At 69.1% G+C, this 22457-nt stretch carries 19 protein-coding genes and 7 pseudogenes; 15 read left to right on the top strand and 11 right to left on the bottom strand.

Going from position 1 to position 22457, the window contains the following annotated elements; translation table 11 throughout:
• From ABZ444_RS47100 to ABZ444_RS47090, 3 genes and pseudogenes are all read left to right on the top strand, one after another.
• A pseudogene (locus ABZ444_RS47100) lies at positions 1 to 288 on the top strand (IS701 family transposase); the annotation flags it as partial.
• 130 nt (positions 289 to 418) lie between these two features.
• Positions 419 to 505 (top strand): annotated as a pseudogene (locus ABZ444_RS47095) (MerR family DNA-binding transcriptional regulator); the annotation flags it as partial.
• 142 nt (positions 506 to 647) lie between these two features.
• Positions 648 to 983 carry a hypothetical protein gene (locus tag ABZ444_RS47090; RefSeq protein ID WP_358010846.1) on the top strand — a complete coding sequence of 112 codons (336 nt, stop codon included), beginning with the start codon at positions 648 to 650 and terminating at the stop codon, positions 981 to 983.
• Between the two features lie 92 nt (positions 984 to 1075).
• Here the strand turns inward: ABZ444_RS47090 and ABZ444_RS47085 are convergent, their stop codons facing one another.
• On the bottom strand, positions 1076 to 2146 hold the full coding sequence (locus tag ABZ444_RS47085; RefSeq protein ID WP_358010845.1) for a phosphotransferase: 1071 nt from the start codon (positions 2144 to 2146) through the stop codon (positions 1076 to 1078).
• A gap of 66 nt (positions 2147 to 2212) precedes the next feature.
• Here ABZ444_RS47085 and ABZ444_RS47080 point away from each other — a divergent pair, with 66 nt between their 5' ends.
• Complete coding sequence (locus ABZ444_RS47080) at positions 2213 to 4744, top strand: LuxR C-terminal-related transcriptional regulator (RefSeq protein ID WP_358010844.1); 2532 nt, start codon at positions 2213 to 2215, stop codon at positions 4742 to 4744.
• 158 nt (positions 4745 to 4902) lie between these two features.
• Positions 4903 to 5223: a nitroreductase family protein gene (locus ABZ444_RS47075; RefSeq protein WP_358010842.1), complete on the top strand. Its 321-nt coding sequence runs from the start codon at positions 4903 to 4905 to the stop codon at positions 5221 to 5223.
• Positions 5224 to 5839: 616 nt separating this feature from the next.
• On the opposite strand, the gene ABZ444_RS47070 is transcribed toward ABZ444_RS47075, so the two are convergent.
• The 4 genes from ABZ444_RS47070 to ABZ444_RS47055 form a co-directional block, all read right to left on the bottom strand.
• Positions 5840 to 6658, bottom strand: coding sequence for a transposase (locus tag ABZ444_RS47070; RefSeq protein WP_358010841.1), 819 nt, complete (start codon positions 6656 to 6658; stop codon positions 5840 to 5842).
• A gap of 588 nt (positions 6659 to 7246) precedes the next feature.
• A complete protein-coding gene (locus ABZ444_RS47065; protein WP_358010839.1) occupies positions 7247 to 7762 on the bottom strand; it encodes a peptidase inhibitor family I36 protein in 516 nt (171 codons plus the stop codon).
• A gap of 236 nt (positions 7763 to 7998) precedes the next feature.
• Positions 7999 to 8625, bottom strand: coding sequence for a hypothetical protein (locus tag ABZ444_RS47060; RefSeq protein ID WP_358010837.1), 627 nt, complete (start codon positions 8623 to 8625; stop codon positions 7999 to 8001).
• 193 nt (positions 8626 to 8818) lie between these two features.
• Positions 8819 to 9097: a hypothetical protein gene (locus tag ABZ444_RS47055; RefSeq protein ID WP_358010836.1), complete on the bottom strand. Its 279-nt coding sequence runs from the start codon at positions 9095 to 9097 to the stop codon at positions 8819 to 8821.
• An 89-nt stretch (positions 9098 to 9186) separates the two neighbouring features.
• On the opposite strand from ABZ444_RS47055, the pseudogene ABZ444_RS47050 reads away from it, so the two are divergent.
• The 8 genes and pseudogenes from ABZ444_RS47050 to ABZ444_RS47015 form a co-directional block, all read left to right on the top strand.
• Positions 9187 to 9318: pseudogene (locus ABZ444_RS47050) on the top strand (response regulator); the annotation flags it as partial.
• Between the two features lie 28 nt (positions 9319 to 9346).
• Positions 9347 to 9475, top strand: a pseudogene (locus ABZ444_RS47045) (hypothetical protein); the annotation flags it as partial.
• 110 nt (positions 9476 to 9585) lie between these two features.
• Positions 9586 to 10791, top strand: coding sequence for a hypothetical protein (locus ABZ444_RS47040; protein WP_358010850.1), 1206 nt, complete (start codon positions 9586 to 9588; stop codon positions 10789 to 10791).
• Positions 10792 to 11049: 258 nt separating this feature from the next.
• Positions 11050 to 11421, top strand: a pseudogene (locus ABZ444_RS47035) (WYL domain-containing protein); the annotation flags it as partial.
• A gap of 40 nt (positions 11422 to 11461) precedes the next feature.
• On the top strand, positions 11462 to 11575 hold the full coding sequence (locus ABZ444_RS47030; RefSeq protein ID WP_358010834.1) for a WYL domain-containing protein: 114 nt from the start codon (positions 11462 to 11464) through the stop codon (positions 11573 to 11575).
• A 508-nt stretch (positions 11576 to 12083) separates the two neighbouring features.
• Positions 12084 to 15191, top strand: a complete 3108-nt coding sequence (locus ABZ444_RS47025) for a S8 family serine peptidase (RefSeq protein ID WP_358010832.1) — start codon at positions 12084 to 12086, stop codon at positions 15189 to 15191.
• Positions 15192 to 15338: 147 nt separating this feature from the next.
• Positions 15339 to 15512: a hypothetical protein gene (locus ABZ444_RS47020; protein ID WP_358010831.1), complete on the top strand. Its 174-nt coding sequence runs from the start codon at positions 15339 to 15341 to the stop codon at positions 15510 to 15512.
• 63 nt (positions 15513 to 15575) lie between these two features.
• A pseudogene (locus ABZ444_RS47015) lies at positions 15576 to 15644 on the top strand (hypothetical protein); the annotation flags it as partial.
• 169 nt (positions 15645 to 15813) lie between these two features.
• Here the strand turns inward: ABZ444_RS47015 and ABZ444_RS47010 are convergent.
• The 4 genes from ABZ444_RS47010 to ABZ444_RS46995 all read right to left on the bottom strand — a co-directional run bounded on the left by ABZ444_RS47010 (position 15814) and on the right by ABZ444_RS46995 (position 18084).
• Positions 15814 to 16107 carry a hypothetical protein gene (locus tag ABZ444_RS47010; protein ID WP_358010848.1) on the bottom strand — a complete coding sequence of 98 codons (294 nt, stop codon included), beginning with the start codon at positions 16105 to 16107 and terminating at the stop codon, positions 15814 to 15816.
• Positions 16108 to 16702: 595 nt separating this feature from the next.
• Positions 16703 to 16987, bottom strand: a complete 285-nt coding sequence (locus ABZ444_RS47005; protein ID WP_358010830.1) for a hypothetical protein — start codon at positions 16985 to 16987, stop codon at positions 16703 to 16705.
• A gap of 78 nt (positions 16988 to 17065) precedes the next feature.
• The gene (locus tag ABZ444_RS47000) at positions 17066 to 17392 is read right to left on the bottom strand and encodes a hypothetical protein (protein WP_358010829.1); all 327 of its coding nucleotides are present in this window, start codon (positions 17390 to 17392) and stop codon (positions 17066 to 17068) included.
• Between the two features lie 326 nt (positions 17393 to 17718).
• Positions 17719 to 18084: a hypothetical protein gene (locus tag ABZ444_RS46995; RefSeq protein WP_358010828.1), complete on the bottom strand. Its 366-nt coding sequence runs from the start codon at positions 18082 to 18084 to the stop codon at positions 17719 to 17721.
• Positions 18085 to 18670: 586 nt separating this feature from the next.
• Here ABZ444_RS46995 and ABZ444_RS46990 point away from each other — a divergent pair.
• Positions 18671 to 19306, top strand: coding sequence for a TetR/AcrR family transcriptional regulator (locus ABZ444_RS46990; RefSeq protein WP_358010827.1), 636 nt, complete (start codon positions 18671 to 18673; stop codon positions 19304 to 19306).
• On the top strand, positions 19303 to 19713 hold the full coding sequence (locus tag ABZ444_RS46985; RefSeq protein ID WP_358010825.1) for a hypothetical protein: 411 nt from the start codon (positions 19303 to 19305) through the stop codon (positions 19711 to 19713). The genes ABZ444_RS46990 and ABZ444_RS46985 overlap by 4 nt, the downstream gene beginning before the upstream one ends.
• A 100-nt stretch (positions 19714 to 19813) precedes the next feature.
• On the opposite strand, the gene istB is transcribed toward ABZ444_RS46985, so the two are convergent.
• The gene (gene istB / locus ABZ444_RS46980; protein WP_358010824.1) at positions 19814 to 20635 is read right to left on the bottom strand and encodes an IS21-like element helper ATPase IstB; all 822 of its coding nucleotides are present in this window, start codon (positions 20633 to 20635) and stop codon (positions 19814 to 19816) included.
• Positions 20632 to 22263, bottom strand: a pseudogene (gene istA, locus ABZ444_RS46975) (IS21 family transposase). The gene istB and the pseudogene istA overlap by 4 nt, the downstream one beginning before the upstream one ends.
• Between the last annotated feature and the right edge of the window lie 194 nt (positions 22264 to 22457).

Here is a 22457-nt window from a genome sequence, read left to right as displayed (position 1 = left end):
CGGGAACTGGCCTACTACCTGTGCCATGCCCCGGCCGGCACCACCCTGGAAGACCTCATCACCGTCGCGGGCAGCAGATGGGCCATCGAGGAATGCTTCCAGAGCGCCAAGAACGAGACCGGCCTGGACCACTACCAGGTGCGCCGTTACGACGCCTGGCACCGCCACATCACTTTGGCGATGCTCGCCCACGCCTACCTGGCCGTGACCGTCGCGCACTTCCCAAAAGCCCAAGCGGGCTGGTCCGCCTCACACCAGCCGAGATCCGCCGTCTCCTGGCACACCTGACCAGCACTCTCGTCCCACCCCTCGCCCATGCCTTGGCCTGGTCCCACTACCGGCGCCTCCATCAGACCCGCGCCCGAGCCAGCCACTACAGAAGACATCGACTGAAACATCTCAAAGCCTCGCTGTAGTACTAGAAGCGGCCTGCCGCATCATCATCTTGGAGGACCAGCTCGCCGAGGCGCTGCGTATCAATGAAGAACTCCGCCAGCGTCACTGACCGTTCCGAGCCCCCGGTCACGCCTGGGGGCATCAGGACAAGCCGCGTCCGAAACGCCGGGGAGCCACGGCAATCCCGCGACAGCCAGGCCGGCGCGGCGCCGGCCGTTGAAGCTGACCGCCCTTCTCTGAGAAAGACGTCCGTGACCGAGGACCACGGCTTCCCCGAAAGCTTCGCCTTCTCCATCGCTGTGCACCAGGACTACATCGTGGCGCGCGTGGCCGGCGAAGCGGCGGTGAGCGTGCTGGTCGTGGACGCGACGTGGGTGCCTCCGGTGCTGGTGCCCTTCTTCGTCACCGCGGCGACGCTGGTGGCGGCCGCGGTGCTCACGCTGCTGGTGCTCATCGCCGAGCCTGCCGGAACCGTGCGCGGGCTCGTGCGGCCCTGCCTCTATCTGGTCGCGCGCCGCTGGTACCTGGCCGCGGCCAACCTTGTGGTGCTGGGCGTCGCCGTAACCATCATCTGGTCAAGGCGGTGATCGGCCTGCTGGTGGTGTGCTCGCCCCTGCTGTACGCCGTCTGGGCCACCCCCCGCTTCATCCTCGCCCCGATCCTGCCGCCGCGAAGCTGATCATTCGGGCAACGATCGCCCGAGATCGACGAGGAACCTGGCCAGGCCGGCCCTTTTGCGAAAAAGGTCGTACAGCTCCGGGGTGGGCTCCTGGTCCAGCAGTTCGGTGGGGATCGCGGTGAAGGCGCAGCGCAGGACGAGCGAGGCGACGTAGCCGAAGGAGACGTCGGCGGGGTCCGCGCCCACCTCGGAGGCGTACGCGCTCTCGATGGCCTCGTGCACCGCGGGCAGGTCGGCGGGGTCCAGCTCGCCGGTGTGCGCCCGCCCGACCAGCAACTGCCCCAGGTCGAACCCCACCGCCGCCGGATACGCCCAGCCCCAGTCGATGGCCACGAACTCCGCCGAGCCGTCGGCGGGCACCAGCAGGTTCCTGGGGCAGGCGTCGCCGTGCACGAACGTGTGCGGGAGGCGGTCGAGGGCATCGAGCAGCGGCCCGATGCGTTCGGCCAGCGTCAGCAGGTCGGCGCGGAGCAGGGGGTCGACGTTCTCCGCGAGCAGCGGATGCCGCCACGTCGCCGGATCGCGCAGGGCGGGCAGGAACAGGCCGGCGACCGGGCCCGAACAGTACTGCCTGAGCCCGAGGTTGAGTGACCCGGTCACGGGGCGGGCCGCGGCCAGGGCGCCGAGCAGGCGGGCGGCCGACCGGTAGCGGTCCAGGTCCCACTCCACGGGCGCGACGTGCACGTACTCCAGCCACATGACCAGCCGGTCGTCCCCCAGGTCGTCGATCCTGTACGTCCTCGGCAGCCGCAGCCCGTCGGGAAGCCACGGCCGGGCCAGGTAGACGTCCGCGTCCACCCGCCAGGGGAAGTGCGTGACCGCCTCGGCGCGTACGTGCTCGGGGAGCTTCTCGAACTGGTCCGAGTGCCGCAGACCGTGGACGGACTTGACGAAGAACTCCCAGGTCGCGCCGCTGGTCGTGGTGCCGTGCACGCGGTGCAGCGAGGCCGTGGACAACATCCGGGGACCGAGGTCGAGCCGCTCGGTGTGCTGCTCCGCGATCTGCGCGAGCGGGTCGCCCAGGCTCTCCCGGACCAGGTCCGTCAGATCGGTGGTCAGTGCCGTGGTCATGAGGTCATCATGCAGGTCAGGGAAACGGCCTCGCATGAGCATGGTCTACTCAAATACCCTCTTTTCGTGGCAAGCTCCTGGCCGTTCACCGGACGTGCGGCACAACTCACCCGAATCAGGTCGGCCTCCAGGGGCATGGTCGTCGCCGGTCCGCCGGGCACGGGCAAGAGCCGTCTGGTGGCGGAGGCCGTACGCGGTCTCGACGGGGTCGCCTGGGCGCGGGCCACCGCCTCGGGCGCGGAGATCCCGCTGGGCGCCTTCGCCCCGCTGCTGCCCTCCACGCCGCCCGCGGGCAACCCGCTGGGCTGGGCGGCCGCCGCCGTACAGGCGTCCGTGCTGGTCGTGGACGACGCCCACCTGCTCGACTCCGCCTCCGCCGCGCTCGTCCACCACCTCGTGATGCGGGGCGGCACGCGGGTGATCGCGACACTCCGCAGCGGTACGCCGGTGCCCGACGCGGTCTTCGCCCTGTGGAAGGACGACCTGGTGCCCCGGCTGGAGCTGCAGCCGTTCTCCCCCGCCGAGACCAAGGCCGTGCTGAAGGGCGCGCTCGGCGGCCAGGTGGAGTCCGCGACCGTCGACCGGCTGTGGCGCGCCAGCCAGGGCAACGCCCTCTACCTGCGCGAACTCGTCCTGTCCTGCACGCTCACCGACGACGACGGCGTGTGGCGCTGGCGCGGTCCGCTGACGATCACCCCCTCGCTGCGCGAGACGATCGCGGGCCGCATCGGCGAGCTGACCGCCCGCGAACGCGAGGCCCTGGAACTCCTCGCGTACGGCGAGCCGCTCGGCGTGGACCTGCTGGCCGCGCTCGGCTCGCTCGACGCCGTCCAGCACCTGGAGGACCGCCAGCTCGTCACCGTGCAGCCCGACGGCAGGCGGCTCCAGGTACGCCTCGCCCACCCCCTGCACGGCGAGGTCATCCGCGACGGCTGCGGCGTGCTGCGGGCCCGCTCGATGATGCGCAGGATGGCCGGGGCGGTCGCGGAGGCCGGGCTGCGGCGGCGCGAGGACGTGCTCAGAGTGGCCGTCTGGCGGCTGGACGGCGGCATGACCGACGATCCCGAGCCGCTCCTGGCCGGGTGCGAGCGCGCCAGGGTCGTCCGCGACCTGGAGATGGCCGTACGCCTCGGCCGCGCGGCCGTCGCGGCGGGCGGCGGGACGCGGGCGCTGGCCGTACTGGGCACGGTGCTGTTCTACACCGACAGGCACGACGAGGCCGAACAGAGTTTCGCCACCGTCTGGGAAGCGGACATGGACGAGCGCGCCAGGACCGATCTCGGCGTGCAGCGTGCCCTCAACCTGGCCATCGGCCTCGGGGACGTCGCGCGGGCGCGGGCCGTGCTGGAGGAGACCGCCGGGCTCGTCCGCGAGACCGGGATGCGGCAGGGTGTGACGATCATGCGGTCCGTCCTGGCCGCGGTCACCGGCGACAGCGCCACGGCCGAGGACCTGCTGGCCGCGACGCGGCGCCTGGGCCCGCTCACGGCCCACAGCGAACGCATGATCGGCGGCCCCGAAGCAGCCGTCATGCTGGCCAGGGGCCGCCCCGCCGACTGCCTGGCCCGCGTCGAGGAGATCCGCGCCGGGCTCGCGAGGGAGCCCGACGCCATGCCGAGCCTCGCCGCCGCCTACACCGTGCACGCGGCCAACGCCGCGCTGCTGCTCGGCGACCTCGACACCGCCGAGCGTCACACCGACGAGGGCTACGGCCTCGACGGCCAGTACGGCACCTGGACCAGGGCGATCCTGGAGTTCGGCGCGCTCAGGTCACGCGTGCTGCGCCTGCGCGGGCGGCTCGCCGACGCGCTCTCCTGGGCCCGCGACACCGCCGCCCGGCTGCCCGTACGCAGTGTGCTGGCCGGGCAGTGCCTGGGCGAGCTGGCGCACGCGTACGCGCTGCTCGGCGAGGTCGCCGCGGCCGAGGAAGCACTGGCACGCGCCCGGGCCGAGGGCACGCCGATCGGCCCCTTCGTCGTCGAACCCCTCCGCTTCGCCCAGGTGTGGACCAGGGCCGGGCGCGGCGACGCCGCGGGCGCCGTCGAACTCAGCCTGGAGATCGCCGACAGCGCACTGCCGTGCGACGTGCCGTACGCGCTGCACGACGTGGTCAGGCTCGGCCGCCCCAACCTGGTCGCCGCGCGGCTGGCCGCGCTCGACGTGGAAGGACCGCTGGTGGCGCTGTTCGCCCGGCACGCCGCGGCCCGCGACGGCGCGGAGCTCGACGCGGTCACGGACGACTTCGAACGGCTCGGCCTGCTGCTGTACGCGGCCGAGTCGGCGGCCCAGGCGGCCGCCCGCCACCGGGAGGCCGGGCTGACCCGTGGCGCTCGGGCGGCCGGGACCCGAAGCTGGCGGCTCATGGAACGCTGCCAGGGCGCGCGCACGCTCGCGCTGCTGGACCTCGACGTACCCGGCCTGACACCCAGGCAGCGCGAGATCGCCGTGCTGGCGGCCCAGGGGCTGACGAACCGCGAGATCGCCGACCGGCTCGTCGTCTCCATCCGCACGGTCGCCAACACCCTGCACGCCATCTACGACAAAACCGGCGTCAACGACCGCACCGCCCTCACCGACCTCCTCAGCCCCCACCCCTGATCTGCGCCAGTTCCCCTGGTCGAGGTGGGATAGGCCGGATTCGTGGAAACCTCTTGACGCAACGTCCGCCAGTACACCGACCGGCCGATCCCGCAGGCGGACCTGGACCGGATCCTGGAGGCGGCCAGGCGGGCGCCGTCGTCCAAGAACTGGCAGCCATGGACTTCGTCCTCGTCACCGACCGCTCACAACTGGACGAGCTGGCGCAGACAGGCAAGTACGCCGCCCACCTCCCCGGCTCGGCGACCGCCATCGCGCTGGTCATGGAGGACTTCGACGATCCCCGGCTGCGCGAGGACGCCCGATTCGACCTCGGCCAGGCCATGATGAGCATGAGGCTGGCCGCGGCCGACCTCGGGATCGGCACCGGACACGCCACGGTCCACGGCCAAAAGGCCGCACACCGCGTACTCGGCCTGCCCGCCGGCCGGTTCTGCGCCTACCTGGTCGCGCTCGGCCCCCCGCAGACCGCCCGCTGAAGCCCGTCAAGCACTCGAAACGCCGCCCGTTCGACGAGGTCGTCCACCGGGACCACTGATGACGTTCGAGGAAGGTGTCGGCGAGGCCGGTTACCGTCCCCGGCATGGATCATTGGGCGGAGATCAGAAAGCTGATCGAATCGCGGCACGCGGACCGGCTCGCCGAGACGGTCAAGGCGCTGGACGACGAGGGCCGCAAGCAGGTCGCGGCCCAGTTGCCCGCGCTGCTGAAGGAGTTGCGCGGCCGGTTCGACGAGCACGAAGCCCTCGATCCCGCCCCCGCCGAGTCCGCCGCCCACACCCGCGACTACCTGCGCCTGCTGCCCGCCTCCCCCGGGCCGGTCGCCGAGCTGGCCATGAAACGGCTGCGGGTCTGCGGCGATCTCACCCCCGACGACTTCGCGGAGGCGTGGGACTCGCTGCTGCTCCGCCCCGAGCGCAAGCTGGTGCGCGCCGGATTGTCCTGGCTGACCCGTAAATCCGACCTTCATGTGGGCAGGCGGCAGCGAACCTCGAGTGGTGGTGAGCGAGAGCGACTCGCGGTGGGTTGTGTGTCAGGCCGTCTCTGGCTCGATGAGGACGGCCTTGCCGTTGCGGATGACGATCTTCTGGCCGGTCAGGGCTTGGAGCTGGCTGGCCAGGCTGCGGGCACGACGGTCTTTGTTGATGCGGGTGGCGTCGTAGTCGGCGCCCAGGTCGTGGAAGTGGGCCTGAGGGTCGGACAGAAGCTGGTAGACGATGGTGAGCACCGAGTTTCCGGCGGCGACCAGAGCCTTGGTTTGCCGCGACGGCGGGCAATGCGGCGATGGCGCTCGCCGAGGAAGGTGTCGCTCTTGCTGACGGAGAAGACGATCCGGCCGAGCGTGCTGGCCAGCCAGCGGTTGCCTTTGCCGCGGCCCTTGCCCTTCTTGCGGCCCGCCGACTCATGCGTCTGTGGGCAGAACTTAGTCCAGGACACCAGATGGACGGCGGTGGGGAGGCAACTCATCTCCACGCCAATCTCGGCGATCAGCTCCTGGGCGGCCACCAGGCCCACGCCGGTGATCTCATCGAGCTGGGTCGCCTGCGCCGAGAAAGGGCTCATCGCCCGCTCGACCTCGGCGTCCAGCAGGGCGGCCTGTTCGCCGAGCCGGTCGATGTTGTCCAGCATGATGCGTAACAGCACGGCGTGGTGATCGGTGAAGAAGCCGCGCAGCGCCTCCTCCAACACGGGGATCTTGCCGCGCATGCTGCCCCGGGCCATCCCGGCCAGCGCCCTCGGATCGCGCTGACCGTCGACCAAGGCCTGCAGCATCTGCCGGCCGGAGATCCCGAAGATGTCGCTGATCACCGACGACAGTTTCGCCTGAGCGTCTTCCAGCAGCTTCTCGCCTCGCTGCATCTCCCGGGTGCGGTCTTCGGTCAGCGAGCGCCGATAACCAGCGAGGGCCGGCACATGCCGCGCTCGGCCACCTTGGCCAGCCACACCGCATCGGCCTTGTCGGTCTTGGCCCGGCCGGGCACGTTCTTGGCGGACCCTCGTGCTCATGGCAACACTGCGCGGCCCCTGAAGCAGCTCCCAGCGATCAAACTCATCAACGGCCTCACCCGCCGCGCCATAGACGAACCGACGTCGGCGGGCAACCCACCCTGTTCTCCCGCCTGAGCGGCGTCCCGTGCAGGGACGGGGGAACTAATGAGATCATGTCGATCACCAGCCCAGACGGCAGTCCACGAAGCGGTGTCCCACGCGGCCGTTTCCTGGTCGCGTGTGGGGTGGTGTTCGTGGGACCACGACTGCTGGCTCTTCGTCGGCGGTCGGGCGTGTTGGTCAGGGACGGATGCCGAAGGGGCCGAGCAGGCCGGTGTCGATTCGCATGGACTCCAGCAGCCTAAGGCGTTGCCCATGGTGAACACGTCGGCGGCGGCCAGCGTGCCGAGGTAGCTGGCGATGACCGGGCAGGTGCGCGAGGCGCTGGGCGGGCAGAGGTATGGCGAAGGGCGGAGCGCGGCATGGCGGATGCCGGGGCCCCTGCACGGTTGGTCAGCCGCAGACCTGCACTCCGTCCGCCATATTGTCCGCCCCCTGTGGCATGTCGCCTTTCTCACCGTCGGGAACCGTGACCAGGGTCTGCCATTCGGTACCCGTCCAGTTCAAGAGTGCGACGCTTGTGCCGGTCCGGTTCTGATAGGAGGTCAGCCGGTCCCCGACGCCGGCGCCCCCGATGTCGTGCAAAGCGCATGTGGCGTCCTTATGGACGATCATGCTGCCCGTCCCTTGAGTGCCGTCCCATGCGCAGAACAGTCCACCGGGACAGCTCCACTCCGCCACGCCGTTGGTCGGCTGGGATGGCTGCTTGGAGGTTTTGGTGCGGCCGGTCGAGCCGTGGCTGCTCTTGGGCTTGGCTGCCGAGCCGGTGCGGTCACCATCATCGCGGCAGACCCCTGCTGCCCGGCATACTGGTTCGCCCCATAGCGGAGAGGTCACCAGGGCCGAGACCAGGCCGATGACGGCGACCAGTACGGGTATGAGGGCGCTGTTCCTCTCGCTCCCAGTCATGCAGACTCTCCAAGCTCGGGGGTCGTGACTCGGTTACAGGGTTCTCGCGGGGGATCTGGTGAGCCTCCGCGTGTTGCGGGCAGCAGGAACGCCTCGCCGACCGCGAAGCCGGCCCGGTGGCCGATCTCCAACAGGACAGCGAAGCGTCGCAAGGACCTGCTGGGCACCGGCCGTACCCTCGCCCAGCGCAACATGAGGCTGAGGCTTGGCGTGTGACGCCTGGCCGTGCCGAAATGTCAGAGGTGGCTGCACTTGTGGAAGGAGATGGGAACCTGGGGTGACCAGGGGCCGTTGTTCTGGCGTGCCTGGACGTAGGCGTTGTACGGCGTGGCGAAGGTGCCGCCCTGGCATAGCAGGTTGCCGGTGTCGAGGTCGTAGCTGCCCTCCGGTCCCTTGCCGCCGGTCCGCGCGATGGCGCGGCCGGACCACAGCCGTACGCCGGTCTTCTTGTCGATGATCTGGATGGTGACCTGGGCGCCCGGGGTCAGGTAGTAGCCGCGCACGCCTGCGGTGTAGTAGTCGCTCTCGTTGGTGGAGCAGCCGACACCGTCTTGGCAGTTGGACTTGGGGGCGTCGTGGTGCCAGCGGGTCATGATCACCCAGGCGAGCCGGTAGGGGGCGCTGGCGTTGTCGGCGCGGTTGGCGCTCCGGGAGCCGGGCACCACGCACCGGTAGTCGCCGGAGTAGGCCTCCCGCCAGACGAACCCCTGGCGGCAGTCGTGCCAGACACCGGTGGCGTTCTCCCGGGCGGTGCGGTCACGGTCAGCCGGGCTGACGCACACGTGGTCGATGGCGCGGGCGCCACGCCAGACGTAGCCGCTGCGGCAGGTGTCCGGAGCGGGACCGGCGGCCGATGCCTGCACTCCGGCCACACCGGTTTGGGCCGAGGCCGAGGCGGGGGTCATTCCGCCTGAGGCGGCCGCCACGCATGCGGCGGCAACCAGGACACTGGCACGGCGGACTGCTGCGAAAGACATTGCGGAGGACATGGTGACTCTTCCTTTCATGTGATCCAGAGTGGGTGTGACGAGCGGGTTTCTCATGAGTAGGGCCTACTCATTTCCGGGATCCCGAGTTCTTGCCGGCCCAGGCCAGGGCCAGGCCGCCGAGGAGAGCGGTGGGCTGGTGCGGGGAGAGCAGCACCGCGACCAGGGCGGCGAGCAGGAGCAGGACGCACGCGCCGCGGGAGATGCCGCGGCGGCGCCAGCCGGCGACGGCCAGCGCGGCGAAGCCGACCGAGCACAGCAGCATCTTGGGGACCAGTGCGAGGAAGCCCGACAGGCCGGGGCCTTCCCACTGGGCGTCGGTGACCGTCCCCGCGATGTCTGCGCCCACGGTCGCCATGACCCACGCGGTTGCGGCGAGGAAGGCGCGCAGCCCAGGCCGGTGGTGACGGTGGCCCAGCGGGGCAGCCGGAGCGGGCCGGCGAGGCCGGGCAGGGCGAGGAGGCCGTGCGGCTGGTCCGCGCCACCCGCCCGGACGTGGTGCTGATGGACGTCCGCATGCCTGTGCCCGACGGCATCGAGGCCACCCGCCGCATCACCGCCGACCCGCCATCGCGACTTCGGCTCGTGCGAGAGCGAGGTGCGCCAGTACGTGGCGGCCCGCGTGTGGGCCTCGGCGGAGGGGCCTCGGGCGCTGTTCGACCGGGCCCGGGTGCACATGCTCAAGGAGCGCATCCTGCTGCCGGGCATGACCGTGCTGGTGCGGCTGGTCGGCGAGGTGCGGCGGGCGGAGAACGAGCGGCTGCACGCGTTGTTGTCGGGCCGGTTGTCGGCCGAGATGCGCGCCGCGCTGGTGGGGTTGCTGGCTGTGCCGGAGGGGTGGCTACCGATCCGGCGCCGGCGGTCAAGCTGGGGGCGCTGGCCCGATACGGGCTGGCGGCCAAGGCGCCCACGCTGCGGGATCTGGCAGCCGATCGGCAGGGCGCGACGCTGCTGGCCACGGTGCGGCACTTGGAGACCGCCTCGGTCGATGACGCTTTGGACGTGCTGGATCTGCTGATCTCCTCCAATCTGCTGGCCCGCGCGGAGCGGGCGGGCAAGGCCGAGCAGCTGCGGACCTTCCCCAGGTTGCGCAAGGCGGCGCGGACGATGGCCTCGGCGATGGAGGTACTGATGGCGCTGCCGGAGGCGATCGAGGAGCGGCTGGTGTCGCTGGCGGAGGTGTGGAAGGCGATCGAGGAGGTGGTGCCGCGCGAGAAGCTGGCCTCGGCGGTGGAGACGGTGGCGGCGTTCGTGCCGGTCAGCGATGACGACGCGGCCGCGCAATGGCGGGCCGAGCTGGTCAAGCGCTACCGCACCGTGCAGGGCTTCATTGAGCCGCTGCTGTCCACGATCCGGTTCCGCGCGGTCGAGGCCGGCACGCCGGTGCTGGCCATGGTGCGCGCCGCCGCGGCGATGGCCAAGAGCCGCCGCCGCTACGCGCCCGGTGACATCGCCGCGCACGACGAGCTGATCACCGGGTCGTGGCGGCCGCTGGTGTACCGCAATCCCGATCTTCCCGACGGGCAGGTCGACAAGGCCGCGTTCGTGCTGTGCGCGCTCATGCACCTGCACACCGCGCTGCGTCGGCGTGATGTGTTCGCCGAAGGGTCGGAGCGGTGGAGCGATCCGCGAGCCCGGCTGCTCCTTCCGCGAGCACGTGCGGCGGGTCCCAGCGGCAAAGAACCAATGGTGCGCCGATCAACTGTTAGCGAGCGGGGATCAGCGGATGAGGAGTCAGGGAACTCCATACGTGGGCCAGCCTTGGCCGAACGAAGGTCACCGCGGAGAGGGAGAATCAGCCATGGGCGCAGTGGTGGAACCCGCGCAGTTCATAGAGAGCCTGCGTGGCGGCACGCTCACAGTTCCCGTCCACGTTGTGGGCATGGTACGAGCAGCAGAGGGTACCGGCGACTCCATTCAGCTGACCAGGGACTGCACCACGTGGGTGACCATCCCTGCGAGCATGATCGCGGCGATCACCTTGCTGGGGAACCAAAAGTGCAAGGACCACAATCACCACGTAGCCGCTCTTCGATTCAATGAGCCTCAGTCCGAGGAAGGGAAGGTGTTCAAGCAGCTCATCACAGAACAGCTAGTCACTCGCCCTTCGATCGCCAGGGGAGGTGGTGCCTCCCGGATCGCCAGGGGAGGTGGTGCCCCCCGGATCGCCAGAGGAGTTGGTGGTGGAAATGACGAGTTTATTCCAGGCGGGCAATGCATTGTCTGTCACAACATGTGCACCGGAGAATGCGGGGGAGATTTCCAGTGCTGGAGCGACTGCGTAAGGTTTTTGTGCCCTGAATGCTGATCGGTTCCCTCCCTCATCCTTCAGGCGCCTGCCTCCTCCGTGACGAGTACTTCCGTTGGGCTGAGCCGCACGAGGTCACTCGGGCGGTGGAGCCGTTGGGGCTGGTTCTCAAGGCAGGACACTGGTACCTGGTCGCCCGGTCGGAGGGACGGATTCGTACCTACCGCATCTCCCGCATCCTCGACCTCCAGGTCCTGGAGGAACAGTTCGCACGACCTCAGCAGTTCGTGCTGGCCGAATACTGGCAGACCTACCTGGAGTCCTTCGACGAGCGCCGCCACCAGGACACGGCGACCATCCGGCTCTCTCCCAACGCTCTGGCGAGCCTGCCCGACCTCATGGACCGGGCCGTCGTCCAGGCCGCGCGACACCGCGACGGCTGCCGACTCCGGCGGCTGGATCCAGGTGACCATTCCGATCGAATCCATCGATCGGGCCGTCGCCTCAATCCTCAGACTCGGCGCCGACGTCGAAGTGCTCGCGCCCGCCGACCTGCGTGAACGCCTCACCGACACCTGACCGCCATGACGCGCATCTACGACATCTGACCGGCGGGGCCCCGATAGCCGAAGGGAGACGGTTCGCGAGGGCACCCGGCCCGCACACTCGCCTGGCTCCGCGCCCCCGAAGAACCGTCCCGGTCGACCCGCGCCATCTCGGCCTGTGCCGGACGGCCGGATTCGCCGCACCAGTACTGGCCGACCCACCATGCAGGGGAAACCTGGCTCGGCACCGACACCTCGCTCGGCGGGCCCCGTCTCATGGATTGGCACGACCCGGCAAGACAGCCACGAGGAACATTCCATGCTGTCCGGCGCCTTCGCCGATCCGGCCTTACGTGCCCGCTGGGCCGCCTACGACGAGTGCGCCGGCAGATGGAATTCCGCGCGGCTTGAGGCCCTTGGCCTCGGCCAGCAAGCCTAATGCCGACTCCCCGGCGGGGATCTTCTGCGGATCTTGACCATACTACGTTCAAAGAAGTATGGTCGCGCTCGCAGTCCAGATCCCCCTTTGCTGGAGGCAGCTCATGAACTTAGGCGGCACACTCGCCTCGGCCCTCCTTGCCGGCACGATGATCGTGGCACCATCGCCGGAACGCCCGGCGCCCGCCATGGCGGACGGCGTCGTCACGTTGATCACCGGCGACCGCGTCGTGGTCACCGGCACGGGCGTGCGCGTGCAACCCGGTCCTGGAAGGCGGACGGGATTCGCCCGCCAGGTGATCGGAGGCCACCTGAACGTGATCCCGTTCGACGCCCGTCCCCTACTCGCCCAGGGAGTGCTGGATCCCCGGCTGTTCGACGTGACGCAACTGCTGCAATGGCGGTACAGCGACGCCGACCGGCCCGACATCCCGATGATCGTCCAGTCCGCGGACGTGCCCGGGGCCCGGCGGCTCACCGGGCTCGGCCTGTCCACCCTCCGGATCCCGAAGAAGAACGCCGCCCAGACCTGGAAAGACCTGACCGGCCAGGGCGCCCGCGCGCTGACCGCCGGCAAGTCGAAGCTCTGGCTGGATGGCCTGCGCCCCTGGTCCCTCGACCACAGCACCAAGCAGATCGGCGCCACCGAAGCCTGGAAGCAGGGCATGACCGGCAAGGGCGTCACGGTGGCCGTGCTCGACTCCGGCTACGACCCCGACCATCCCGACCTCAAAGGTGTGGTCACCCATGAACGGAATTTCTCCAACGAGCCCGACATCCGCGACAACGTCGGACACGGCACACACGTCGCCTCCATCGTGGCCGGAAACAACGCGCAGTACCGCGGCGTCGCCCCGGACACGAACCTCGCCGTCGCCAAGATCGGCGGCCGCTTCGGCGCCCAGGACTCCTCGATCCTGGCGGGCATGGAGTGGGCGGCGACCGAAGTCAAGGCCAAGGTCGTCAACATGAGCCTGGGCAGCCCCGACGTCCCGGAACTCGACCCGGTCGAGCAGGCGCTCAACACGCTGTCCCAGCAGACGGGCACGCTGTTCGTCGTCTCCGCCGGCAACGGCGGCGGACCGGCCTCGGTGTCCAGCCCCGGCAGCGCCGACGCCGCCCTGACAGTCGGCTCCGTCGACGACACCGACCAGATCGCCGGCTCCTCCAGCCGGGGCCCCCGGGAAGGCGACCACGCGATCAAGCCGGACATCACGGCCCCCGGTGTGCGCATCATGGCCGCCGAGGCGAGCGGCACGCACGTGGAGCACAGCGGCACCTCGATGGCCGCTCCGCACGTGGCCGGAGCCGCGGCGATCATGGCCCAGCGGCACCCCGACTGGACCGGCCGCCAGCTCAAGGCCGCCCTCATCGGCAGCGCCGTCCCCACCACCGGAGCCACGCCGTACGAGCAGGGCAGCGGCCGCGTCGACCTCGTGCGTGCCCTGGCCCAGCCGGTCGTGGCCGAGCCCGCCAGTGTGTGGACCGCCTTCCCCTGGGACAGCCAGGACGAGCGGGTCTCGACCAAGGCCATCACGTACACCAACACCGGCGACACCCCCATCACCCTGGACCTCGCCACGCAGGGGGGTCAGGTGCTGAAGCTGTCGACGCAGCGCCTGGAGGTGCCCGCCAACGGCACGGCGTCCGTCACACTGACCATCGACGCCACCGGCAAGGCCCCGGGCGACTACCCCGGCGCCGTCACCGCCGTCTCGGCCCAGGGCGAGATCCGCACGCTGGCCGGCGCGTACGTCGAGCCGGAGTCGTATGACGTTACCATCAACACCATCGGCAGGGAGCCCGGTGAGCTCTTCATCTACTCCGAGCTCTACGACCCCGCGACCGGCGCCGCACGGACGCCGGTCTTCAAGGACGGCACAGCCAGGATGCGCCTGCCGAAGGGCCAGTGGAACCTCTACGCCGACCTGTCCGGTCCCACCACGCTGACCCTCACCCACACCATCATCCGCGTCGGCAACAGCGACCAGACGATCACCCTGGACGCCCGCCAGGGCCGCCCGGCCCGCTTCGCCATCGACGACCCGGCGGCCACGGCCAGGAAGACCGTCGACTTCACCATCGGACTCGGCACCTGGTCACTCGGCTGGCGGACCTTCCTCGACGTCAACCAGGAGCTCTACGCCGTCCCGGTCCGCACGGAAGGGCTGCGCTACCACCTGAGGTCCGTGTGGGACTCCGCCGGCGGCGTCCTTTACGACCTGGTCGACGCCCGCACCGGCGGCATCCCGGCGGACATCGGGCAGCGAGCCAGGCGCGCGGACCTGGCCAAGGTGGAGGCGGCCTTCGTCGCCTCCGGAGTCGCGGCCCAGGGCTCGCCGCACTTCTCCCCGAGGTTCGGCGACCAGCCGGGGAACGAGTTCTCCGACACACTCCAGCAGGACGTGACGCTCCCCGCCGCCGCCACCTACTACCGCACTCCCGGGCTCACCTGGGACAGTTCCTGGGAGGCGGGCACGCTCCGGGTGTGGGACGTCGGCAAGGTCAGTAGGCGTGGCACCGCCAAGGAGGTGTGGAACGCCGCCGTGGCCGGCCCCTCGTTCGCGCAGCCGAACGGCAGCCGTACAGCCGACCAGCTCTCCTTCGAGGCGAGCCGGCTCTTCGCGGACGGCGTCAAGGGCCGCACCGGCGTGGACGACGCAGCCACCGGCATGGCCACCCTCGCCAGCGGCGGCCGGACGATCGCCGAGACCACGCTGTCCGGCTGCAGGTTCGGGATCTGCGAGCTCACGGCCGCACTGCCCGCGCAGCGGGCGGAGTACACACTCACCACGTCGATGCGCAGGCAGGTCCCGCACTCGCTGCTGTCGTCGAGCGTGGAGACAGCCTGGACGTTCACCTCCGAGCGGACCTCCAGGGCCAAGCCGCTCCCGCTGCTCGCCGTCCGCTACGCGCCGGAGGATCTCGACGCCTTCAGCCGGGCCCGTGCCGGCACGGTGACCAGGGTGCCCGTCTGGGTGGAGCGTAATCCCGGTGCGCCGCAAGCTCGGGTGACGTCGCTCAGGCTGGAGATGTCCGTCGATGACGGCGCGAGTTGGGTGCCGGTGCCCGCCGTCGCGGTCGGATCCCGCTGGATCGCCGCCGTGCCCAACCCGCGCACGGCCGGAAGCGTCTCGGTGAGGGCGACGGCCACCGACACCTCGGGCACTACCGTCAGGGAGACCATCGTTCGCGCCTACGCCGTCAGCTGATCGACCCGGAATCGGGAAGGGGCCGTGGCACGGAGCAGGAGTGCTCAGCGGACGGCCCTGTCCCACCGTCGGCGCACTCTGCGATCAGGGACCGGGGAGTGCACCGCGGCCGTTCTCATCGACGTCGCTGCCGTCAGCAAGCCGGCGGTGCGTAATCCACCGGTGGTCGCGACGCCAGCAGGGCCGGTCTTGATGACGGCGACCAGGACGGCCGATCCGACCGCGCTGGATCTGCCGGGTGGTGAAGGCCATGGCAGAGGCGATGCCTTGACGTTCCGGTGCGATGAGTTCTGGTCCACCAACGAGCTGACCATCAACTGAAACTCGCCGCTGGCGTGGGTCTCGGCGTTGCTGGCGGACAAGGGCGAGCAGGCCGCCTGCCGGGTGCGCTACTCGGCGCACGGCTCGTGGCCCGGCGGCTTCACCAGCCAGATCGTGATCGAGAACACCGGCAAGGAGAGCGTGAACGGCTGGACCCTGAGCTGGTCGTTCCCTGGCGGCCAGCGGGTCACGGTCCGTGACGTTCGGTTTTGTCGGCACGCACCGCCTCGGGGCCCAACTCCGCCCCGGAGGTCTTCCGCTGTCTGGCGCGCTTGCAGATGTCAAAACGGCATGGGGAATGTCAGCGGACCTGGCAGCAGGCCATCGGGCGCAGTGGCCAGGTTCGGCGCCACCGAGCACGCCGGTCGCCTCCCAGCAGAGCCCAATGGACCGGCCCGTCCCATCGCACGAACGCGGGCACCTCGCTGGCGTCGGGGATCGGACACATCAGCAGCACGGGATGACCGGCCCGGCGCACCATGGTCACGATGCGTCGCCACATCCGGTCGTAGGCCGGCCAAATCGGCGCTGCCTCGGGTGCCGCAACGGGCACACCGATCAGCTCGCCGTCCTCGAGTAGCTCGTCCATGTCCATCACGACCAACCCTTGAGACGATCTCCCATCCAGCCGATGGTAGCCAGACGGACGTTGACTGCCATCTGGTCAAAGGACGGCCGGGATGCTGTAGGCGCGGGGAGAGATCCACGCGACCAGCACAGATTCCATCCCTCGGCTCCTCACATGCCTGCCTGACAACCCCCGAATACTGCTCAAGCACGTTCACGGACCGTCCGCTTGTCCTGCATGCCTCACGGGCGGTGAACCACCGAAGATGATCCGACGAACTCCCCGCATTTTCGGATCTCACAAACCGAACTTGCGTGTTCCCGATGAATGTCCTTCAGTCTGGCTGAACTCACTGCGGACGTGCCGGTAAGACCGGTGTCACCCGTTTCGCTGGTCAGAGGTGCCACCGGAGTACGACCGGAACAAGCCGCGCAGGCGAGGGTTTCCGGCTCGAACATCGTGGGATAAGTCCAGCGAAGACTCCCGGTCATCGGCGTCGTCGCAGGTCGACGTGATCGACATTCATGTCTGTGTCAAGCCCGTTCAGTGGATCTTACTCGCTTGGGCCCGGCGACACGATACTTACCGACACCCCAGATGGTGTGGGCCCGCTCATGGCCGACTATCGCTTGATCGGCCCCGGATCCTTTTTCGGGTGTGTCAGCGCGTCCTCGGGCTTCCAGCAGAGCTTCAGCACGCGGTGCCCCTCATCATCCTCGCAGTACTGGCAGACCAGCTTCTTCGGGTAACGACGGCGAATAAACTTAAAGCAGTCGTCCGCCGCCACGGAACACGTTGCTGGCGAGAAATGCGTAGGCGTGGTGCCGGCGGTAGCGGCAGAGCTTGTTGCGCCCCCGGCGGTCGCGGCAGCCGTCATGACGGCGGCGAACATCATACGCACGATCATGGCTCCCCCTCGGCTTGGGTCGATCCCGTCTGGGCGAGCCTGCCCAGGTGAATAGCTGGGCAGGCTCGTGGCCGTTGGCTAGGACGGGCAGTTCCTTCTGCCCGAGTCGTAGCCCGCGTTGTAGCCGATGTCGTAGGCCTCGTTGTCGGTGACCTGTCCGGTCATGCGAGGCGGGCCGCACTTCTTTCCGGCGGCGAACCCTTCCGAGTAGCCGTTCTTGCAGATCTTCTTCTGGCCCTTCGGCAGGCTTTTGCACACGGGCGGCGCACTCTTCGAGGTTGTGACGACGTGGCTGTCTGCGGCGCTTGCAGGCGTCGGGATGACCGAGGCGTGCGAGGTTCCGATCGATCCGAACACGAGGGTGGCGATCAGCGGGCTGGCGATGAGCAGGCGGTCTGTGTACATCCTCGTCTCCTTCCTCATTGAGGCATCCGGCCCTCGACTCGAAGCCGGGACGCACTCTGGACGGCCGTGGGCCGATCCTCATGAAGACGAACTTGGAGTATCTGCATCCGCACCCTCACAGACGAGGGTGACGTGGCGCGTGATCCGATTGTCGACGCCGCCTCCGGCGCTGCACCCGACAGCGCGTGCCGTTCGAGGCGACGCGTTCTACCAGCGTATTTCGAACCAGCGACCCGTCCAGACGGTTGATCACGATATATGCACGCTTTTGCCGAGAGAGTCGAGAATCTAGGACAGTTTGCCCGAGGCGTAGGTGCGCTACCCGTTTACGGTGTGCACGGCGGTGGAACACGTCCAGCCTGGAACCATCCGGCCGTGGCCCCTTCCGCCCCCGCTCGGCCACGCCCGGCACCGAACCGGCCGGGCACGTCCGTATCGGCCACGCCCGCGCCTCCACCGTCCGCCAGTCCCTGGACACCCAGCTCGACGCGATCCACAGCGTGCCGGGCTTGCGGATCGCGGGGGTGGGCACGGTGAGCGTCGGCGAGCGCGGGCACCAGGCGGAAGCGGGCGCTGTGGTACTGGACGGCGACCTTGCCCTTGCCGGTGCGGCGGGGGGAGCCGGCCGGGGCGGCGCAGGAGGTCATCGGGCAGTCGTGGGCCTCCACGCTGAGGTGGTCGTCGTCAGACACCGCCAGATCGTTTCATGGGTGCGTTTCACAGGGCTACCTGTTTGCATCGACCTATGAAACGGTGTTCGCTCTGGTCGCGTCCGGCCGGTGGTGCTGTTCATTAGGTCCTCGCTTATGAAACAACACTTGGATGGCCACAGTAATTACGTTCCGTAGCGGCAATTACGGAGAGCTACTTTGGGGCTGATGGCACGGACCCGAGTGGGGCCCACTTGCGCGCGAAAGCGAGCACCGTTTAGCGATCTCGAATGCCAAGAACGTCGATGGGTTTGAGCACCGCGAGAGCGTTGATCACTTCACCTGGCGACTACGGACTGTGAGCAGGCGCTGCTATCAGCGTACGGGTCAAGTGCCAAGCCGCGCATGAGTGAACGAACAGAGATGATCGGCACGTTGGTCGCGGTGCCGAGTTCGTGATCGTGAAGCTTGGTGGGGTGGCCGCAGGTCACTCAACGGGGACAGGGCACGGTGGTACTGCAGGCCAAGCCGCCCCCAACCATGGGTTACCGAACAGGGGGCGATCCGGACTACGACGACGCTCGACGAACCCTTTGCCTCTTTCGACCATGTGGTCTAACTTTGGACCATGCAGTCGAGAGAACCGGGAGCCCACACCCGTACCCGGCGGGCCAGACGCGAGGACCTGATCGCCGCCGCGATCCGGGTGATCAGCCAGGACGGCTACCGAGCCGCCTCGCTGGAGCGCATGGCCCGCGAGGCGGGCACCAGCAAGGGCACCGCGCTGTATCACTTCTCTTCCAAGGAAGAGCTCTACCAGGTGGTCGTCACGACGCTGTACGAGACCGGCGCGGCATTCATGGCAGAGCGTCTGCGCGCCGCCGGCACCTCGACCGAGAAGCTTCGCACCTACCTTGAGGCCAGCCTGCGCTTCATCACGCTCAACCCCGCACACGTCGGAGCGACCCAGCGAATCCTTGAGAACTCCGACGCCGTCCAGGCCGTCCCACTCGACGACGCGGCCGCCCCGCTTCGACGGCTGCTGGAATCCGGCCAGGACAGCGGCGAGTTCGCCGCGTTCGACCCCGAGATCACAGCCCTGTCGATCCGCGCCGTCATCGACACGGCGGCGTTCTATTTCCTCGCGCATCCCGAGTTGGACCTCGAGCACTACATCGGCGAGACCGTCGCGCTCTTCCTGCGTTCTGTCCAGCCGGCCCCGGCTGCCCCCGCCCCCACCATCGATTCGGAGAATGCCTCATGACCACGCCTGACTCCCCTGACACGCTCGCCCGTTCCGGCCTGCACGCGGCCAAGATCCTGGTTGCCGCCTACGCCACGCTGAGCCTGTTGACCGTCGCGGCGATCGCCGTCTTCTCCGCCGTCGCCCCCTCCCTCGTCAGCCCGCAGGCATGGGGGCGCGGTGTCATCGTGGCGGCGACATCGATTCTCACCCTCGCATTCGCCCGCCGCGCCCAGCAGGCGGGCGACCGAGCGCTCCTGCGCCTGCGAATCGTGCTCGTCGTGGTTCTTGTCGCGGGGTTGGGAGTGCTGCTGTTTCTGCCGCTGCCGGGCTGGATGGTCGCGGAACAGGGCGTGTGCGGGCTGTTGCTGCTTTCCGCGGCGGTACTCGCGTTCCGCGCCTCCCCGGGCCCGGCGAACGGGCGGTGAGCGGCCGAAGACCTTACCTGGCGAATCTCCTGACGGGCCTGCGTGTTTACTCGTACTCACCTCTCCACACCAAGAAGGTGGAAGGTGTGAAGCGTCCGACTCAGCCCGCCGGGAGCACGTTGTTGCGCTGGGCGCGGGCCTGGGTCTGGGCCAATCGGTAGGACTGGGTGCCGGTCTCGATGATGTTGCCGCCGAAGGGGAGCCGGTCGACGATGGCGGCGCAGAGACGGGGGTCGGTGAAGGTCTTGGTCCAGCCGCCGAAGCTGTCGTTGGAGGCGATCGCGACGCTGGCTTTCTCCTCGCGTTCGGTCAGCACCTGGAAGAGCAACTCGGCGCCGCGGCGGTCGAGTTCCATGTAGCCGAGTTCGTCGATGCACAACAGGTCGACGCGGCCGTAACGGGCGATGGTCTTGGTCAGCTGCTTGTCGTCGGCTGCTTCGACGAGCTCGTTGACGAGCTTGGTGGCCAGGGTATAGCGGACGCGATGGCCCTTCATCGCGGCCTCGGTGCCCAGCGCGATCAGCAGATGGGACTTACCGGTTCCGGAGTCGCCGATCAGGCAGAGCGGCTGGCCTTTCTTGACCCATTCGCAGGCAGCGAGGGTGTGGATGAGGGCGGGGTCGATGTTGGGGTTGGCGTCGAAGTCGAACTCACGCAGCGACTTGTCCCGGGGGAAGGCGGCGGCTTTGATGCGGCGTTCGGAGCGTCGGCGGGCGCGGTCGTCGCATTCGGCCATGAGCAGTTCGGCCAGGAAGCCGAGGTAGGACATCTGCTCACGGGTGGCGCGTTCGGCCATCTCCTCGAAGTGCTTGCGGATGGTGGGCAGGCGCAGCATCCGGCAGGAGGCATCGACAGCGGTCTGAGCGGCCTGCTCGGTGAGTCCGCGGTGACGTGGCGTGGGGGCTGGTGCGGGCACGGTCATGGCTGGTCTCCCTGGGCGAAAGGACGGTGGCGCAGCAGCTGGTCGTAGACGGCCACCGAGGGCAGCGGCCGGGTATCGGGCGGCAACTGCGCCAGGCGCCGCTCTGTTAGGAAGGTCACATTCGCGCGATCGTCGTGTTCGGGCTCAACGGAAGTGGCCGGCTCGGCGGTGGTGTCGGCTTCTGCGGCCTTGCGGGCCTCCAGCGCGACGGCATCGGCGGTCAGCGCGCCGGCCGCCAGGGCCGAGGCCAGACCGGCGACAACGTGCTCGTGGGCCAGGTGGCGTGACAGCAGCAGCACCTCGATCAGTGCGCGGGTGCCGTCCCGGTCGCCGTGGGCCTTACAGGCCGCGGCCCACCAGCGGTCGTGCACCGGGGTGAACTTGCCCGCCGCGCGGGCCTGCTCCAGCGCGGTCGCGCCAGGAAGGGCCCCGGGCTTGCGGATCAGCACCTCCAGGTAGTGGTCGAGCTCCAGCCGCATGCCGGCCTTGGCCAGCAGCCGCTCGTGCCGGGCCACTTCCTCGCGGCCGTCATAGACCAGCTCCGAGGCGTGCAGCACCACCCGGACCTGGCGGCCGATCAGCCGGGTAGGCACCGAGTAGCGGTTGGTGCGCACATTGATCTGGCTGTAGCGGTCCACCCGCGGCGATAACAGCAGCCCGGTCTCGAACGCCTCCGCGGGCAGCGGCTTGAGCAGGGGTTGTTCGATCGCGAAATACTCCCCGATGGTGCGGGGTCGGCTGCCGATCCGCCGCGCGTTGTCGGCCGCGTCCCAGGCATCGATCAGCGCGTTCAGCTCGGCCAGTGTGGCGACCTCCGGGACGGGCACCAGGCGGTTGTGGCGAAACCAGCCGATGTCGCCCTCTACCCCGCCCTTTTCGTGCGCGCCCTGTTTGCCGGGCTGGCAGTAGAACGGTTCGATGCCGTAGTGCTCGCGAAAGGCGGTCCAGCGCGGTGTCTCTACCCGGGCGCGGGAGAAGCCGAGCACCTGGGCGACCGCGGCCTTGAGGTTGTCGTAGCGGACCTTGCCGAAGGGAACTCCGCCCAGCACCCTGAAGGCGTGGACGTGCCCCTCGAAGAACGCCTCCTGGCCTCCGGAGGCGAACACGCGGTGCACGGCCTTGCCCGAATACGACAGCCGCAGCGAAAACAGCACGCACTTGACCAGCTCGCCGGTCAGCCGGATCGTCACCTCGCCGAAGTCGACCTCCGCCTCGGCGCCTGGCCGGTGCGACTGCGGTACGAATGCGTGCTGTGGACCGCGCCCCGCTTCGATCCTGATCTCTGGCCGCCGCCGGGTGACATAGGCGCGAACCATCTGATACGACACCTCCACCGCGACGTGCTCGTCGACCAGCCTGTCGAAGATCCGTTTGGCGGTATGCCGCTGCTTCTACGGGGCGTCCAGATCCGCTCGGAGCATCTCGTCGATCGCCGACTTGTATGGATCCAGCCGGGTACTGCGTGGCGGCAGCTTCTTTCTCGGGGTCGGCCAGTCTCCGGCCAGCGCTTTGGCTACGGTACGGCGGCTGACCTGGAGCTTGCGCTCGATCGCTCGGCCCGACAAGCCCGTGCGGGATTCGCGCCGGATCGCGGCATACAGCGCGACCTTGTCAGCCTGCGACGCCATGACGCCCACCTCACGCGGAGTAGCAGCGTCATACTCTCACCGCAACGAGATCGGTGGTGTTCAAACTCATCAACATTCGCGGACGCCACGACCGCGGCTGGGCACCACTGACCTACAAACGGTGCCCAATCTCGCCGTCATAGCCACGCGTCGGTGCTAACCGGGCGGTCGGCGATACGCCGTAGCGTGGGGCA

Source organism: Nonomuraea sp. NPDC005730 (genome assembly GCF_040630865.1).
Taxonomy (GTDB): Bacteria; Actinomycetota; Actinomycetes; order Streptosporangiales; family Streptosporangiaceae; genus Nonomuraea.
The sequence above is the reverse complement of the archived record's forward strand: the minus strand, read 5'-3'. Positions and strand labels throughout refer to the sequence as shown.

Excerpts from the sequence above, each read along its gene's own strand:
- ABZ444_RS47085 (WP_358010845.1), bottom strand. The coding sequence starts at position 2,146 with ATGACCACGGCACTGACCACCGATCTGACGGACCTGGTCCGGGAGAGC.
- ABZ444_RS47075 (WP_358010842.1), top strand. The coding sequence starts at position 4,903 with ATGGACTTCGTCCTCGTCACCGACCGCTCACAACTGGACGAGCTGGCG.
- ABZ444_RS47065 (WP_358010839.1), bottom strand. The coding sequence starts at position 7,762 with ATGACTGGGAGCGAGAGGAACAGCGCCCTCATACCCGTACTGGTCGCC.
- ABZ444_RS47025 (WP_358010832.1), top strand. The coding sequence starts at position 12,084 with ATGAACTTAGGCGGCACACTCGCCTCGGCCCTCCTTGCCGGCACGATG.
- ABZ444_RS47010 (WP_358010848.1), bottom strand. The coding sequence starts at position 16,107 with ATGGACATGGACGAGCTACTCGAGGACGGCGAGCTGATCGGTGTGCCC.
- ABZ444_RS47005 (WP_358010830.1), bottom strand. The coding sequence starts at position 16,987 with ATGATCGTGCGTATGATGTTCGCCGCCGTCATGACGGCTGCCGCGACC.
- ABZ444_RS47000 (WP_358010829.1), bottom strand. The coding sequence starts at position 17,392 with ATGTACACAGACCGCCTGCTCATCGCCAGCCCGCTGATCGCCACCCTC.
- ABZ444_RS46990 (WP_358010827.1), top strand. The coding sequence starts at position 18,671 with ATGCAGTCGAGAGAACCGGGAGCCCACACCCGTACCCGGCGGGCCAGA.
- ABZ444_RS46985 (WP_358010825.1), top strand. The coding sequence starts at position 19,303 with ATGACCACGCCTGACTCCCCTGACACGCTCGCCCGTTCCGGCCTGCAC.
- istB (WP_358010824.1), bottom strand. The coding sequence starts at position 20,635 with ATGACCGTGCCCGCACCAGCCCCCACGCCACGTCACCGCGGACTCACC.